General features: G+C 48.8%; 15 protein-coding genes and 1 tRNA gene. 13 read left to right on the forward strand and 3 right to left on the reverse strand.

Annotated features, from left to right (window positions below):
• The first annotated feature begins 209 nt into the window (after window positions 1–209).
• From I2G61_RS11490 to I2G61_RS11505, 4 genes are all read left to right on the forward strand, one after another.
• Window positions 210–677, forward strand: coding sequence for a hypothetical protein (locus I2G61_RS11490; protein WP_195548301.1), 468 nt, complete (start codon window positions 210–212; stop codon window positions 675–677).
• A 230-nt stretch (window positions 678–907) separates the two neighbouring features.
• Window positions 908–1,705 (forward strand): Ku protein, encoded by a 798-nt coding sequence (locus tag I2G61_RS11495; RefSeq protein ID WP_072683756.1) that lies wholly within the window; start codon window positions 908–910, stop codon window positions 1,703–1,705.
• Window positions 1,702–2,637 carry a non-homologous end-joining DNA ligase gene (gene ligD / locus I2G61_RS11500; protein ID WP_072683755.1) on the forward strand — a complete coding sequence of 312 codons (936 nt, stop codon included), beginning with the start codon at window positions 1,702–1,704 and terminating at the stop codon, window positions 2,635–2,637. The genes I2G61_RS11495 and ligD overlap by 4 nt, the downstream gene beginning before the upstream one ends.
• A 61-nt stretch (window positions 2,638–2,698) precedes the next feature.
• A complete protein-coding gene (locus I2G61_RS11505) occupies window positions 2,699–3,244 on the forward strand; it encodes a hypothetical protein (RefSeq protein ID WP_072683754.1) in 546 nt (181 codons plus the stop codon).
• 315 nt (window positions 3,245–3,559) lie between these two features.
• Here I2G61_RS11505 and I2G61_RS11510 read toward each other — a convergent pair whose 3' ends face one another.
• Window positions 3,560–4,387, reverse strand: coding sequence for a MurR/RpiR family transcriptional regulator (locus I2G61_RS11510; RefSeq protein ID WP_072683753.1), 828 nt, complete (start codon window positions 4,385–4,387; stop codon window positions 3,560–3,562).
• Window positions 4,388–4,569: 182 nt separating this feature from the next.
• On the opposite strand from I2G61_RS11510, the gene I2G61_RS11515 reads away from it, so the two are divergent.
• The 4 genes from I2G61_RS11515 (at window position 4,570) to I2G61_RS11530 (ending at window position 9,166) form a co-directional block, all read left to right on the forward strand.
• Entirely contained in the window at window positions 4,570–5,274 is a 705-nt protein-coding gene (locus tag I2G61_RS11515; RefSeq protein WP_072683752.1) for a sugar isomerase domain-containing protein, read from the forward strand.
• Window positions 5,275–5,393: 119 nt separating this feature from the next.
• Complete coding sequence (locus I2G61_RS11520; RefSeq protein ID WP_072683751.1) at window positions 5,394–7,121, forward strand: peptidase M3; 1,728 nt, start codon at window positions 5,394–5,396, stop codon at window positions 7,119–7,121.
• Window positions 7,122–7,280: 159 nt separating this feature from the next.
• Window positions 7,281–7,357, forward strand: a tRNA-Arg gene (locus tag I2G61_RS11525).
• Window positions 7,358–7,711: 354 nt separating this feature from the next.
• Window positions 7,712–9,166, forward strand: a complete 1,455-nt coding sequence (locus I2G61_RS11530; RefSeq protein WP_072683750.1) for a glycoside hydrolase family 1 protein — start codon at window positions 7,712–7,714, stop codon at window positions 9,164–9,166.
• A gap of 57 nt (window positions 9,167–9,223) precedes the next feature.
• Here I2G61_RS11530 and I2G61_RS11535 read toward each other — a convergent pair whose 3' ends face one another.
• Both I2G61_RS11535 and I2G61_RS11540 read right to left on the reverse strand, forming a co-directional pair.
• On the reverse strand, window positions 9,224–10,030 hold the full coding sequence (locus I2G61_RS11535; protein ID WP_072683749.1) for a MurR/RpiR family transcriptional regulator: 807 nt from the start codon (window positions 10,028–10,030) through the stop codon (window positions 9,224–9,226).
• Window positions 10,027–10,821, reverse strand: coding sequence for a MurR/RpiR family transcriptional regulator (locus I2G61_RS11540; protein ID WP_072683748.1), 795 nt, complete (start codon window positions 10,819–10,821; stop codon window positions 10,027–10,029). The genes I2G61_RS11535 and I2G61_RS11540 overlap by 4 nt, the downstream gene beginning before the upstream one ends.
• Window positions 10,822–11,026: 205 nt before the next feature.
• On the opposite strand from I2G61_RS11540, the gene I2G61_RS11545 reads away from it, so the two are divergent.
• From I2G61_RS11545 to I2G61_RS11565, 5 genes are all read left to right on the forward strand, one after another.
• Complete coding sequence (locus I2G61_RS11545) at window positions 11,027–12,316, forward strand: PTS sugar transporter subunit IIC (RefSeq protein ID WP_195548302.1); 1,290 nt, start codon at window positions 11,027–11,029, stop codon at window positions 12,314–12,316.
• 71 nt (window positions 12,317–12,387) lie between these two features.
• The gene (locus I2G61_RS11550) at window positions 12,388–12,693 is read left to right on the forward strand and encodes a PTS sugar transporter subunit IIB (protein ID WP_072683746.1); all 306 of its coding nucleotides are present in this window, start codon (window positions 12,388–12,390) and stop codon (window positions 12,691–12,693) included.
• The gene (locus I2G61_RS11555; RefSeq protein WP_072683745.1) at window positions 12,690–12,992 is read left to right on the forward strand and encodes a PTS lactose/cellobiose transporter subunit IIA; all 303 of its coding nucleotides are present in this window, start codon (window positions 12,690–12,692) and stop codon (window positions 12,990–12,992) included. Before I2G61_RS11550 ends, I2G61_RS11555 begins: the two co-directional genes overlap by 4 nt.
• A gap of 20 nt (window positions 12,993–13,012) precedes the next feature.
• The gene (locus tag I2G61_RS11560) at window positions 13,013–14,452 is read left to right on the forward strand and encodes a glycoside hydrolase family 1 protein (RefSeq protein ID WP_072683744.1); all 1,440 of its coding nucleotides are present in this window, start codon (window positions 13,013–13,015) and stop codon (window positions 14,450–14,452) included.
• Window positions 14,453–14,486: 34 nt separating this feature from the next.
• Complete coding sequence (locus I2G61_RS11565) at window positions 14,487–14,768, forward strand: sulfatase-like hydrolase/transferase (RefSeq protein ID WP_072683743.1); 282 nt, start codon at window positions 14,487–14,489, stop codon at window positions 14,766–14,768.
• Window positions 14,769–14,885: the final 117 nt, after the last annotated feature.

Here is a 14,885-nt window from a genome sequence, read left to right on the forward strand (position 1 = left end):
ACAAAAGGCCCTTATAGGGCCAGAGGATACCACCCGTTTTACGGGTGGTTTTGATGGAGAAACACCGCTGCTAAAATCCGCTTTGCCAAACTGTCGGACATCGGAGAAAGAAGGAAGGCTGTACGCAAGGCGGATAGGATATACTGAGAATAGAAAATTCATTTCCTTCCGGAAAGCGGAATCGACGAATGAATTGAGGAGAATTGTGAATGAAGGATATCGGTGGGATCGATCCCCAGCTGAAAAGCATCGCGAAGAAGATTCCGTATAACCGGCTTATGATCAAGCTGGCGAAGCCATATCAAACGCTCGCGCTGAAAGGCACGAAGCTTTTGGAAGGCGTTGCTTGCCGCCGGATTTCGCTGAAGGAAAACGGTCGGAATTTACCGGTGGATATTTATGAGCCGGCTGCGGCGACAGAGCAGCTCCCATGTCTGTTGATGATCCACGGCGGCGCGTTCAGTTATAAGGCATCGGCTTATCATAAAAAGCTGGCCTGCCTTTATGCGGCGGAGGTTCGCTGCCGGGAAACATCGTTATTGTCTGGTGATGGAGAAAACGGGCAGCTCTGTTGCAATCGAAGGTTTCTATCGGATTATGGAAGACTAGGAACATGCGTTAACGACATTCCGACAAAGCTTCTGCATAAGCATAATGACAAAATGAAGGATAAATGAGTATCATTGATTTTAAAATGAGGAATAAACAGAGAAGCGGCGGTCATGAAGCATTGGACCGCCGTTTTGATATAGACCGGAATTAGCGGGGGAAAGAATGAAAACGCTGAACCGATAGTCAGACTGCCGGTCATCAGTGGCAATGATCAGAACCCGGAAAATCTGTCGACGATCCGTGTAATGATTGAACCGCAAACCATCCATACTAACCCTGAAATGGGGTGATCGCGATGCCGAGCGCGCATAAGGGAGCGATATCGTTTGGTCTGGTGCATATTCCGATCCAGCTGCAGGTAGCGGTGCGGGAGCATGATCTGAGCTTTAATCAGCTGTGTAAGAAAACCGGCGAACGAATTCGCTATAAAAAGTTTTGTCCCTCCTGCAATAAGGAAATCAAACAGGATGAAATTGTCAAAGGCTATGAATATGAAAAAGATAAATATGTCATCATCAGCGGCGAGGATTTGGAAAAAATCCAGACAGAGAAGGATAAGACGATCCAGATTTTAAAATTTGTCAAAGAGGCGGAAGTGGATCCGATTTACTTTGAGAAAAACTATTATGCCCAGCCGGATAAGCAAGGGCAGAAGGCGTTTGATCTGTTGCGGGAAGCGATGCTGGCAAGTAAAAAAGCGGCGGTGGCCCGCACGGTATTGGGAACCAAGGAAGCGCTGCTGCTGATCCGGGCGGTCGAGGATGGGATGCGGGTGACCTCGCTGTATTTTGAGGATGAAATCGTCACGGCCCCGGCCAAAACCGCAAGCAAGCTGACCAAGGCTGAGGTCACGATGGCGAAGCAGCTGATCGATCAGCTCAGCGGCCCGTTTGACATTGGGGATTATCACGACGAGTATCAGGAACGACTGCGCAATTTGATCGAACGGAAAATCCATGGTCAGGAAATTGTGAAGGTGAAGGAAAAACAGAGTGTTCAGGCTGTGGATCTGATGGAAGCTCTGAGCCAGAGCCTGAAGCAGACCACCAAGGCCAGGACGGCGCGGAAACGGACCGGGAAAAGCTTATCATGAGCGATCTGTTTGATCAGCATGGCTATGCTCCGATGTTGATCGGCCGCAGCGAGGAAGCGTTTGACAGCGAGGACTATCTCTACGAAATCAAGTGGGACGGCACCCGCTGTCTGGCGTATTGCTCGGATCATACGGAATTGATCAACAAGCGCGATAAACTGCTCAACGATCAATTCCCCGAACTGCTGAATCTGCATCGCTGTCTGCCAAAAACTGCGGTCCTGGATGGGGAGATCGTCGTCTTCCATGACGGCAAGCCGGACTTCTACGCGCTGCAGCGCAGGGAAATGCTGCGCAGCGCCTTCCGCATTCGATTGGCGCAGGAAAGCGATCTGGCGACGTTTATCGTGTTTGATATTCTCGAATATAACGGAAAAGACCTGACCGGACTGCCGTTAGTCAAACGCAGGGAGAAACTGAAAAGTTTTAAGGAAAGTGAAACAGCCGTTTGTTCGCGGGTCTATCTGTATGAAGGGGAAAAGCTGTACGCCTGGACGCAGCGGCAGAATCTGGAAGGGATCGTCGCCAAAGAAAAAACCAGTTTGTATCAATGCGGCAAGCGGACAAGCTCCTGGATCAAGATTAAAAATCTGAAGGATGAGGATTTCGCAGTCTGCGGCTACATCCGAAAAGAGCGCAATGTGCTGAGTCTGGTGCTGGGGCAATATCAGGGAAAAACGCTCGTATATAAAGGGCATGTCACGCTGGGGGTAAGTGAAGCCCTGCTGGAAAAGAAACTGCCGGTAACGCCGGACTGTCCGTTTCCGGAAACGCCGAAAAATCATGAACACGCCGTCTGGCTGAAACCGAAGCTGGTCTGTACCGTCAAATATATGGATAAAACGTCGGCCGGCTCGCTGCGCCAGCCGGTGCTGAAAGGCTTCCGGGAGGATAAAACGGCGAAAGAATGCAAAACTGACGAAGCAAAGTAGAATTTCCTTTCTTTAAATAAGAAAAAGAAGTACAATAAGATCAGGAAGGAGGCGGATAAGTATGAACGTCTTTCAGGTATTTGATTCCGCAAATCTTGACCGCTGCCGCTTTTATATCGGCATGTCAGCATTTCTGATCTTTTTCTTCTTTGTAGTCACGCTGGTTTCACAAAATAATGATTGGTTGATTTTAGCGGGGATTTCAATTCTGGGCTGGCTGATCGCGATGGCTTTCTGGGCCGGGCAGCGCCGTAAGATCCGGGAGTTCCTGCGAGCCCATCCGCTTCATGAACCCTATCGCTGCATCGACACGACGTTTTTCAGCGAACAGGAAATTCTGTCGGCCAGTCTGGACAAGCTGACGTATTGCCGCTATGACGAGGTGCTTCAAGCCTATCACAACGATAATCCATGGGAAAAGACGCGGCCTGGCTACAAAGGAATACATACCGTAAGTGTTTCGACAAAGCAGGGAGCGATTCTGATTCGCGTCAGCGATGGACAGCGGGCGGAACTGCTGGTCCGTTGGATCAACGGGAAGAAAGCGGGCAATGGGACAGTGCAGCTGGAGGAGCTGGATAACTGGTCGATCAAAACGCGCTTTTAACGGCTTCTGTCATTCCGTGAATTCAAGAATGGAAAAGAAATCGGGAATTGGAAAAAATGAAAACAGAGATCTGAAAGCACAGGGTGAATCGCCTGTGCTTTTTTAAGCTTCAGCAGCGAAGAGAGCAGGGCTGAGGGAGATTTGCCTGCGTTTTACAGCCGGTAAAGACAGATTTCCTCCCACTTCCGGCGGGAATTTGCCGGTTTTCTCAGAAGATCAAAATTCAATAACCAGCGGTGTGAAATTTGCGAAGCAATGGAATCAAGCTGGTGCGACGGAGCAGTAAAAAAGCCGAAGTCTGACTTCGGCCTCAATTCAAAGTTTGCGGTCGGAAAGCAGCTCGGCCCGCTCGATCATCTTGCTGAATTTATTAAAATTGCTCTTCATGATATTCAGATACAGCGCGTCGATCAGATACAGCTGGGAACAGCGCATCGTCGTGACGTTCAGCCGGGTTTCCGTTTCAAAAGAAACCGTCTTTAAGATCAGATCCGCGTAGCTGTGCAGCGTATTCTTCGCCATCCGCGTCATCGCGATGATCGGCATGTCATGTTCCTTGGCGATCGAAGCGGCCTTGATGACCTCGCGCGTTTCGCCGGATTCCGAGATCAGAAACAGCACGGTATCCTTTTTCGACTGATCAATCAGTGAGTAGATTGTGTGCGGCGTCTGACTTGTCACGCATAACAATCCCATCTTGACCAGCTGGTTGGCGAGATATTCGCAGAACAAATTGGAACTGCCGATACCGAACAGAATAATTTTTTTCGCACTCGTCAGCATTTCGCAGGCTTGCTGGATCGTTTCTTCTTTGTTGTTCTCAAACGTCACTTCGACGATATCGTGATACTGCGCGATAATTTTGCGGTTGGTATCGGTCATTGATTCGTTGACCTGAATTTCCTCGCGGACCAGATCCTGCCGCGGGATCGCTGACAGATCTGCCAGAAGCTCCCGGAAGCTGTTGTAGCCAAGCTTCTGGGAGAAACGGATGATCGTGGACTGACCGATGTGCGTATTGACGGCTAGCTGATGTGAAGTAATCGTCCGGATTTCATCAATATGTTCAAGAATGTAATCGGCGACGAGTTTTTCGGATTGCGTTAAATCCTGATACACAGCTTTTAATTTTGCTTTGAACATGGGCGGTTCCCCCTCTTGTCTTATTGACTTAATTATACAGAATTAAAACAATAACTACAAATAAGTTAATCAAAAAACAACTGGGAACGCTTGACAGATTCCGCGGAATGCAGTAATCTATGGGTAAATAATCCAAACTAAAAGGCGAAATGTTTGGATAAAATACCCAAGGAGGAAGAAAAATGGAGAACAAGGTTTACGATGTCGTCGAGGGTCTTATTCAGAAACTGAAAGCCACGCAGGAAGAAAATGTGGAAAAAACAGCCCGGCTGTTTGCGGATGCGCTGAAAAACGGCGGCATGCTGCAGGCATTCGGTTCCGGACATTCTCAAGCGGGGGCCAGCGAGCTGTGCTTCCGCGCCGGCGGATTCATCCCGACCAAGCAGATTAAAGAACCAGCCAGCGGCGCATATGAAGGAATCGAAGGTGTCGGCACGGCCTTTATGAAGAAGGTGGACGTTCGTCCGAATGACGTTGTCGTTCTGATCTCCAACTCCGGCCGCAATCCGCTGCCGGTGGAAATCGCGCTGGCCGCGCATGAAAAGGGCGCGAAGGTCGTTGCGATCACTTCGCTGGAAGCCTCGAAAAATCTGACGCCGAAGCATTCCTGCGGCAAGAACCTGTGGCAGCTGGCAGATGTTGTAATCGACAACTGCGTCATGGATGGCGATGCTTCGATTGACGTCGAAGGTCTGGATACCCGGATCTGCGGTATGTCCGCGATCACCACGGCGATCCTTGTGCAGGCCTGCGTTTACCGCACGGCGCAGATGCTTTTGGAAGAAGGCATCGTTCCGCCGGTTTTCAAATCGCAGAATATCGACGGCGGGGCGGAATACAACGACAAGCTGCTGGCGCAGTATTTCGACCGGATGTATCACATTTAATTTCATAGTAAACCGAACAAACTAAAAGGGAATTCATGTGCAGAATTCCCTTTTTCATATTATAATAAAAATATGGATGTTCCCTGCCGTTGAAGGCGGGAAGTTAGAAAGGGAAACAAATGAAAAATAAGAGATTTTCACTAAGCCGTCTGATGCTTGCGCTGCTGGCTGTTTTCAGCTTATTGCTCAGCGGCTGCGGAGCACCGTCGGCGCCGTCTGCGTCACCGACACCGTTGGCCGAAGCGGTATCCGTCGAGCATCAGCCGCATCCGTTTGGCGACATGGAGTATGTCCGGCCGGATCTGGACAGTCTGGATCAGAAGATTGCCGACTGTCAGGCGATGGCGGCGGAAGCGGACAAGGAAAGTGAACTGCTGGCCTTGTATGATGAGATTCTGGAGGATATCCGGCATCTGGATACGATGGATTCCCTGGCTACGATTCACTACAACCTTGATACGACCGATGCCTTCTATGAAGAAGAAATGACGACGTTGGATAACTATTACACGCGCTTAGACAACAAAATGAACGAGCTGACCGGCACGATTCTGGAATCCAGCTATCAGGATGCCGCAAAAGCAGCCTGGGGCGAGGAATTTATCGAGCGATATGAGATCAATTCCAAGCTGAATTCGCCGGAAATTGAAGAACTGAGCGAACAGGAAAATGATCTGGTTACGCAGTACACGAAGCTGCTGGCCTCCGAATACACGACCGAACTGAACGGACAGACAGTCACAGTGAACGATCTGGATTTGACCACCGACGAGGGAATTCAGGCGTACAATGAGATTTATGAAAAGAAGAATGCGGAGCTGGGCGGCATTTATCTGCAGCTGCGCGATCTGCGTATTCAGATTGCTGAAAAGCTGGGTTACGACAATTATACGGAGTATGCCTACGATGTCTTAGGCCGCGATTATACACCGGAAGACGCGCACAATTTCAGTGAGAAAATCAGAACGGAAATGCTGCCGGCATTCGGTCAGATGATCAGCAAGCATTATGACGAGCTGGTCAATGCGATCGAGGGCATGCAGGCGGGCGAGGGCGATCTGGAAGCGGCGCTGCCGATCCTGAAAACGGCGCTGCAGAAGGAATTCCCGGGCAAGATGAGCGAAGCTCTGGATTATATGCAGAATAACAAATTGTATGATTTCAGCGCGGAACCGAATAAAATGCACGCAGGCTATACGACGATTCTTAACGAATATTCTGCGCCGTTTATGTTTATCAATTCTTCTGACTACCGTCAGCCGGACACGGTTATCCATGAATTTGGACATTACTACAACTTCTATCTGATGCCGGAATTGAAGTGGAATGATAACAACAATCTGGATGCTGCGGAAATTCATTCGCAGGCGCTGGAGCTGTTAATGCAGCCGTATTATGACCAGTTCTTCGGCGCCGATCAGGCGGAAGGGCAGAAGGTTTTTTCAATTTACAACATGATCAGCTCGATTCTGCAGGGATGCGCAGAAGATGAATTCCAGCAGGCGGTTTTTGCCAATCCGGATCTGACGCTGGAGGAAGTCAACGAGCTGCATTCTGAGATTTTCTATCAGTTTACCGGCAGCGAGCTGTATTATGAATGGGTTGAAATTCATCACCACTTTGAAACACCGTTCTATTATATCAGCTATGCAACCTCGGCGATTTCCGCCTTGGAAATCTGGGCGCAGAGTCTGGATGATCGGAATCAGGCGTTGTCCACCTACAACCAGATCACCCAGTTCACGACGAATTTCAAATACCGCGATGCTCTGACCAGCAGCGGCTTGAAGGATCCGTTCACGTCGGATTGTGTCAGCGAGATTGCCGCAAAGGTCAAAGGTTTGTAAAATAAGAACAGGCGAAGCAGGGGAAACTCTGCTTCATTTTTAGGTCAGGAAGCAGTGAAGGTTTAAAATAGGACTGGAAAAGCGAAAGGGACTCCGCTATAATAAGACATGCATTAACGTGAACGATTTGAAGTCGTTTAACGTTGCAGGCCATGTCCTGTTTCCGTAGCTCAGCTGGATAGAGCACCGCCCTCCTAAGGCGGGTGTCGGGCGTTCGAATCGCCTCGGGAACACCAATCAAGAACGACCGGAAGTCTTGTCAGGATTTCCGGTTTTTTATATGCAATATATTCTAAAGTTGCCTGAAGCTTATTGAAAACAGCCCTCGTCAGGTGAAGCTGAAAAGCGCTGGGGCGCAGAAGAGACAACAAAAAAGAACTCAAAAAAAACCGACGGCAATCGTCTTGACACCAATGGAATTCTTCATGAGGTCTCACCCGGGAACGTCGTTTTTATCTTTCAATAATCCAATTTGTAATTCCAAGCCGCGGGGAAGCGTTGCCGCCCTGAAATGGGTAGCGTCGTTTGGTACCCATTTTTCAAGCTGTGAATGCTAAGATAAAGCCAACAAAAGGAGGCTCAAGCAGCGAATGAAAAAGGAATTTCCAAACGGTTTTTTATGGGGCGGCGCAACGTCCGCAGCCCAGCTGGAGGGCGGTTTTGACGAAGGCGGCAGAGGCCCGTCCCATCTTGATTATCTCAAGCATATTCCATTAGCGGAAAGAAACGGACGCAGTCTGATGCAAATCACGGAAGAAGAATATCTGGAAAATAAAGCACAGGCTTGCCAGAGGAATCTGGCCTTCCGCCGCGGCAACGATTTTTATCATCATTTCAAGGAAGATATCCGTTTGTTCGGTGAGATGGGGTTTAAGACATTCCGGATGTCGATAGCCTGGTCGCGCCTGTTTCCAACGGGAACGGAAAAAGAACCGTTGAAGGAAGGCGTTGAATTCTACCATCAGGTTTTCAGAGAATGCCATAAATATCACATTGAACCGCTGGTCACGATGATCCATTACGACATGCCAGCCACGCTGACTGAAACGGTCAACGGCTGGGAAGATCCGGTTGTGATCGACTATTTTTTAACCTATACAAAGTTTTTGATTGACGAATATAAGCAGGAAGTCAAATACTGGCTGACGTTCAACGAGATCAATATGATCTGCTGGAGTCCGTATTTGGGCGGCGGCATGTTTGTTGAGAAAAGTAAGCGGGATCGGTTATCCTGTATTCATCAGGCGCTGCATCATCAGTTCATCGCCAGCGCTTTAACCGTGAAATACGCGCATGACACAGCGCCGGGCATTTTGATCGGCAACATGACGCAGCGCTCGCAAACCTATCCGCTGACCTGCAAGCCGGAAGACGTATTCTTAACTCAGAAAAGCGACCAGTTCAATCTGTTTTTTAACGACGTGATGGTTTTTGGCGAGTATCCGTATTTCATAAAAAAATATTATGAAGAACAAAATATTAAAATTGATCCTGTCGATAATTATGAAGCCATCTTGAAAGAAGGCACTGTCGATTTCATCTCGTTCAGTTATTATTTCACCAATGTTGTGACCAGTGAACCGGGCAAGACGGAACCGTTCGAGAATTTTGTCAAGCAGCAGAAAAATCCATATTTGCAGGCATCGGACTGGGGATGGACAATCGACCCGATGGGCCTGAGGATTGCTTTAAATGAATTGTATGACCGGTATCATTTGCCATGCTTTGTTACGGAGAATGGTCTGGGCGCGTTTGATCAGCTGAAGGAGGACGGCGCAGTCCATGACGACTACCGGATCAATTATCTGCGCGAACATATCGAAGCGATGAAGGCGGCAATCGACGATGGCGTCGAGCTGATGGGCTATACGACCTGGGGCTGCATCGACCTTGTCAGCATGAGCGACATTCAGATGTCAAAGCGATATGGATTCATCTATGTCGATGCGGACGATTTTGGTCAGGGTACTTATCAGCGTTATAAGAAAGATTCCTTTGCCTGGTATAAAAAGGTAATCGCGACCAACGGCCGCGATTTAGCATAAGCTATAATTTCCATTCGTCAAACAGCCGTCATGCGATCAGACGGCTGTTTGACGAATTTATTCCGCAACGATTCCATAGTTACGATAATAAACGCTGTAAAGACTATCGAAGAAATAACTGACGCCATACTTGGCATACGCCGTTTTGATGTGATGGCAATCCATAGAGCTGATCAGGATGACTTGATCATAAGGCGTCTGGATTTCCGGCTGATGCGAGGCGGTGATTAAAATTTTTTTGCTGGACAGCGGCTGGATAAAATCATGATAAGCTTCAGCGAATTTTCCCATTGCGGAAACGACGAGTATGAGATCATCAGCCGAGGCTTTTTTCAATCGGTCATGATCGTCCGGCGAAGCGACGACGCGGACCAGCTTGCCGCATAGAATCATCGGACGCTGAAAATCCTTCAGCGCGGAAATGGAAGAATAGGAAGCCAGAAGATAGACGGTGCGGGCGTCGTGAATCTGCGATGCCAGACGGCTTAACAACGGTTCGCTGATCCTGCCCTTCATATCGCGCACCATCTGAATCATCTCTTCGCACAGATGATCGCGGAAATCACTTTTTTCAGAAAGGGCGGTGAAATACTGATAGGAATCTTGTTCATGGCGGCAGGAAAGCTTGAGTTCGCTGAAATTCGCGTAACCCAGCTTGCCGCAGAAACGATGGATACTGCTGCGGGGAACATGGCAATCTTCAGCGAACTGATAAATATTCAATGTCCCCAGCGTATTATAATGCTTTAAAAGATATTCGGCCAGCACAACCTCGACCGAGGCGGACGGACTGTCGTTAACGATCGAACACAAGCGGCTGGCTAAACGTAAGCCAAACGAATTGGCTTTTTTCTGCGTGGTCATTTCACCTGTTCGGGATCTTTGTTTTCTTCAATTAAAAGCCGTTCGCTGATGTAGGAAACCAGGATCTCGATAAAGATATGAAAGATGGCCTGTTCATCCAGAAAGACACCCTTGACCTTGATGTTGGGCAGCAGGATGAAATGGGTCGCGTATTTTTTATAGATCGTGTTGGGATTCATCGTGACCACCACGACCGTTTTCTTTGTGTCATGACAGGTCTGGATATACGTGTTCAGCGGAGTGGAGCTGACGCCTCGGACCGTGAAGAAAAAGAAGATTTCATTCTCGGCGGAGGAGGAAGCCAGCGAGTGGAGCATCAGCGTATCGGTGATGACCTCGGATTCGATGTCGATGTTGATCAGCCGGTATTTAAACTGCATTGCCGTAAAACCGGAACGGTTATAGCCGCACAGCCGGATTTTCCTGGCGCTGAGTATTTTTTTTGCCAGGGTGATAAAATCTTTTTCTTTCAGATACTGGCGGATATTTTGAATCGCCAGCGTATAGGAGTCCAGGATGTAATCAAATTTACTTTCATGGACTTCCTCAGGCACGCTGCTGTGACCGACGAGCGAAAAGTCATATTTGAATTCAGAATAGCCGGAATAACCTAATTTCTTGGCGAAACGCAAAATGGCCGATTTGGAGACATGACATTTCTCCGCTAAATCGACGATGGTGGAAGCTTCGCGGATGATAATCCAGTAGTCTTCCTTGATACAGTTGTAAATCAGTTCATCACTTTTAGTGAAATTCGGCTTTGCCGCTTCAATGCGATCAATGATATTCATATTTCATATTATAGCATAAAGGATGAGGAAGAAACTGGGAAAAAAACAGTTTTAAGAAATTTTTCATTTTATTATTGATAAATTTCTCAAATCATGTAAGAATGAAGATGTGGAAAATATTTGCAAATAGATGACACATGAGCTCGGTTCCTGTTATGAAAGGAGGATGTAGATTTACTCTACACATGGTATTATGCAGAAAATAATGGGGATTTTGGAAAAGCCACTGGGTAAATTCTCTGCGTTCATTCAAAACAATAATTTTACATCTGCGATTGTCCGGGGCATTACGATTTCCATTCCGGTCACGATTGTCGGCGGACTGGCGACTTTAATTACGGCAGCTCCGGATCCGGCAATTCTTGGGGAAGGGAATTTCTTCTACGGCGTGCTTGCTTTGTGGCAAAGTCTGGCGCAGGGAAGTTTGGGAACATTTGCGGCACTGGTCAACAATGTGACAATGAATATGCTTTCCGTCTACTGTCTGCTTGCGATCACTTACAATCTGGCCGATTCTTACAAGCTGGATAAAATGACTTCGTGCATGACGTCGGCCGTCTTGTTCTTCATGATCGGCTGCACCTTCGACGGCGGTATTTCAATGGGCTTCTTAGGCGGACGGGGATTGTTCTTCGCGATGTTTGTGTTCTGCCTGTCGGTCTTTATCACGCATGTCCTGTTTGAGAAAAATATCAAAATCACGCTGCCGGATTCGGTACCTCCGAATGTCTCGGCGCCGTTTGAACAGCTGATACCGCTGGTCATCAACGTCATCGTCTTCTATTTGCTTAACGTTTTGTGCCAGAAAGCGACCGGCGTGATCATTCCGGATTTCATCCTGAACGTCTTCAAGCCGTTATTGAGCGCCTCCGACACGCTGCCGGCGATGTTGATCTATGTCTTTTTGCTTAATGCCCTGTGGGTCATCGGCGTTAACGGCGGCAATATCGTCAATTCCGTCATGAGTTCCGTGCTGTTAATGAATCTGGCTGAGAATGCCGAGGCGTATGCGGCCGGCCAGTCGATGACGCATATCTTCTGTTATTCACCGAACAACGCGATCATGAACACCGGCGGCAGCGGCGCTGCCCTGGCCCTGGTGATCGCCGCGCTGATCGTCGCCAAATCCGATCATTTAAAAGCGATTACGCGCTTGGGCGGCGCAGGAACGATTTTCAATATCAGCGAACCGATCGTTTACGGCTATCCGATCGTACTGAACAGCTATCTGTTTATTCCGTTTATCTTTGTTCCGATGATCAACACGACGATTTTCTATTTCTTAATGAGCACGAATATCATCGGGAAGATGTTCATCAACGTACCGTGGGTTCTTCCGTCTCCGATTCAGCTGGCATTGGCGACGCTGGACTGGAAAGCTGCGGTCGTCTGGATCTTACTGATCGTCCTCGACGTGCTTCTGTATCTGCCGTTTGTTAAGCTGTACGACAAGCAGCTGCTGAAGGAACAGGGAACACTGGAAACAAAAAATTAAAGTGCGGAAAAGGCGCGGAATAAAAGCGCCTTTCCAGTTTGGCAGGGACGCCTGAAAATGGGAGGAAAACGATGAAACATATTTTGCTGGTCTGCGCAAGCGGAATGTCTACAAGTCTGATGGTCAAACGCATGAAAACCGCCGCACAGGAACAAGGCTTTGAATGCACGATCGAAGCGGTCGGCAACGCCTATGTGCGGGAAAAACGGGGCAGTATTGATATCTTGATGGTCGGACCGCAGCTGCGATTCAGCTATGATGCCCTGGTTAAAGAGTTCCCGGAAATTCCGGTCGTGCTGATTGATATGCTTGCCTATGGCAAAATCGACGGCAAGAAAGTGCTGGAAGACGCGAAGAAAGCGATGGGGGTCGCATGAATCAGGAACAATTTGAAGAAATCTGCTTTCAGATCATCACGTTTGCCGGGGAAGCCCGCTCTTCCTTTGTCGAAGCCTTGAGGCACGCGAAGGACGCGGATAAGTCGAAAGCGCGGGAGCTGTTGGCGGAAGGCAATCGACATCTGATTCAGGCAGAGAAAGTCCACATGCAGCTGATCCAGCAGGAAGCCGCAGGCGAAACCGTGCAGGTCAAGATGATTTTAACGCATGCCGAGGATCTCATGATGTCCGCCGATACGATTCATGTGCTGTGTGAAGAACTGATCTCGCTGCTTTAGTGAGAAAGGAGAAAACGAAGATGAGTGAAATGCAATTCGGCAAGGATTTCCTGTGGGGCGGCGGATTTGCGGCGAATCAGATGGAGGGGGCGGCGTTTGAGGATGGAAAAGGTCTGTGCGTCGCAGATATTAACGAATATCAAAAAGACATTCCATTGGAGAAACGCAGCAACGCTGAAATCACGACCGCAGTCATTCAGAACGCGGTCCATGCGGAAGGACGGAATTTCCCGAAACGCCGCGGAATCGACTTTTATCATACTTACAAAGAAGACCTGAAACTTCTGGGAAAGGACGGACTGGGACTGACGTCGTTTCGGACGTCGATCAACTGGGCGCGGATTTTTCCGCAGGGCGATGACGCGGAGCCGAATGAAAAAGGGCTGGAGTTTTACGACCGTCTGATTGACGAAATTCTGGCGAATGGGATGGAGCCGATGATCACGATGTCGCATTACGAGATGCCGCTGGCTCTGACGCTGAACTACCGCGGCTGGTATTCAAAAGAGACGATCGGCTTTTTCGAGAAATACGGGAAAGTGCTGCTCGACCGGTATCATGATAAGGTCAAAAAATGGATTCTGGTGAATCAGATCAATCTGATTACGCACGAATCGTTTAATCATCTCGGCATTGCCAGCGATCAGGTGGACAATCTGGCGGAAGCGAAAATGCAGGGCGTCGTCAACGAGATGATCGCCTGTGCGGGGATTACCGAATATGCCCATAAGCATTATCCGGATAACGAAATCGGGATGATGTTGTGCGGTGGTCCGGCCTACCCGGCAACGTGCCGGCCAGAGGATGTGCTGGCGACGGTGCGGCATAACCAGATGGAATACTTCTACGGCGACGTACTGCTGCGCGGAAAAATTCCCGGCTATGCGCTGCGCTATTTTAAAGACAATGGCTGGAAGATTCGTATCTCGCCAGCGGAAGAGGAGAAATTGCGTCATCACTGCGACTTTTTCAGCTTTTCCTATTATTACACCCGGTTGTGCGATCAGGCCCATTTTGAACAGGGCAACGAAGTGTTCCGCAATCCGGAGCTTCCCGCTAACCCATGGGGCTGGTCAGTGGATCCGCTGGGCCTGCGCACGTTTCTGAATTTGTTTTACGACCGCTATCAATGTCCGATTTATATCACGGAAAACGGGATTGGATTGTTCGATCAAATAACGGAGGAAGGCCATATTCATGACGACTATCGGCCTGCGTTTTACCGTGAGCACATCCGGCAGATGAAGGAAGCGCTGGCGGACGGCGTGGATCTGCGGGGGTATTATTTCTGGGCTCCGCTGGACATCGTCAGCTGCTCGTCCAGCGAGATGAGTAAGCGGTATGGTTTTATTTACACGGATATCGACGACGAGGGAAAGGGAAGCGGCCGGCGGATTCCGAAGGATTCCTATACCTGGCTGAAAAAAGTGCTCGCTTCCCGGGGCGAAGATTTAGATTGATTCTTCAATCAAGCCCGGTACAGGAAAGGACACTATGGAAAAAAGAAAAAATTGTTTGTTTTTTATTGCGGACCAGCTGCGGGCGGACAGTCTGAGCTGTCTGGGCAATACCGAGCTGACGACGCCGAATTACGACGCGCTGGCCAAGGAAGGGATTCTGTTCGAAAATGCGTTTTGTCAGTCGCCGATCTGCGTTCCCAGCCGCTGCAGCTTTAATACCGGCTGGTATCCGCACACCAACGGTCATCGGACGATTCATTACTTTCTGGAGAAGGACGACCCGAGTCTTTTAAAATCCTTGAAAAAGAAGGCTTAATAGTGATAAGGAACTAATTTACTTATCAACTGTTGGCTGACGGTTTCCGGGGTGCATACGGACAAATCCCGTCTGATTTCTAACAAGAGTCAGACGGGAGTTTCATTTTATAATGCG

It is taken from the genome of Holdemania sp. 1001095H_141210_F2 (assembly GCF_015558105.1).
GTDB lineage: Bacteria > Bacillota_I > Bacilli_A > Erysipelotrichales > Erysipelotrichaceae > Holdemania.

Excerpts from the sequence above, each read along its gene's own strand:
- I2G61_RS11560 (WP_072683744.1), top strand. The coding sequence starts at position 13,013 with ATGAGTGAAATGCAATTCGGCAAGGATTTCCTGTGGGGCGGCGGATTT.
- I2G61_RS11540 (WP_072683748.1), bottom strand. The coding sequence starts at position 10,821 with ATGAATATCATTGATCGCATTGAAGCGGCAAAGCCGAATTTCACTAAA.
- I2G61_RS11550 (WP_072683746.1), top strand. The coding sequence starts at position 12,388 with ATGAAACATATTTTGCTGGTCTGCGCAAGCGGAATGTCTACAAGTCTG.
- I2G61_RS11565 (WP_072683743.1), top strand. The coding sequence starts at position 14,487 with ATGGAAAAAAGAAAAAATTGTTTGTTTTTTATTGCGGACCAGCTGCGG.
- I2G61_RS11495 (WP_072683756.1), top strand. The coding sequence starts at position 908 with ATGCCGAGCGCGCATAAGGGAGCGATATCGTTTGGTCTGGTGCATATT.
- I2G61_RS11490 (WP_195548301.1), top strand. The coding sequence starts at position 210 with ATGAAGGATATCGGTGGGATCGATCCCCAGCTGAAAAGCATCGCGAAG.
- I2G61_RS11505 (WP_072683754.1), top strand. The coding sequence starts at position 2,699 with ATGAACGTCTTTCAGGTATTTGATTCCGCAAATCTTGACCGCTGCCGC.
- I2G61_RS11545 (WP_195548302.1), top strand. The coding sequence starts at position 11,027 with ATGGGGATTTTGGAAAAGCCACTGGGTAAATTCTCTGCGTTCATTCAA.
- ligD (WP_072683755.1), top strand. The coding sequence starts at position 1,702 with ATGAGCGATCTGTTTGATCAGCATGGCTATGCTCCGATGTTGATCGGC.
- I2G61_RS11535 (WP_072683749.1), bottom strand. The coding sequence starts at position 10,030 with ATGACCACGCAGAAAAAAGCCAATTCGTTTGGCTTACGTTTAGCCAGC.
- I2G61_RS11520 (WP_072683751.1), top strand. The coding sequence starts at position 5,394 with ATGAAAAATAAGAGATTTTCACTAAGCCGTCTGATGCTTGCGCTGCTG.
- I2G61_RS11510 (WP_072683753.1), bottom strand. The coding sequence starts at position 4,387 with ATGTTCAAAGCAAAATTAAAAGCTGTGTATCAGGATTTAACGCAATCC.
- I2G61_RS11555 (WP_072683745.1), top strand. The coding sequence starts at position 12,690 with ATGAATCAGGAACAATTTGAAGAAATCTGCTTTCAGATCATCACGTTT.
- I2G61_RS11530 (WP_072683750.1), top strand. The coding sequence starts at position 7,712 with ATGAAAAAGGAATTTCCAAACGGTTTTTTATGGGGCGGCGCAACGTCC.
- I2G61_RS11515 (WP_072683752.1), top strand. The coding sequence starts at position 4,570 with ATGGAGAACAAGGTTTACGATGTCGTCGAGGGTCTTATTCAGAAACTG.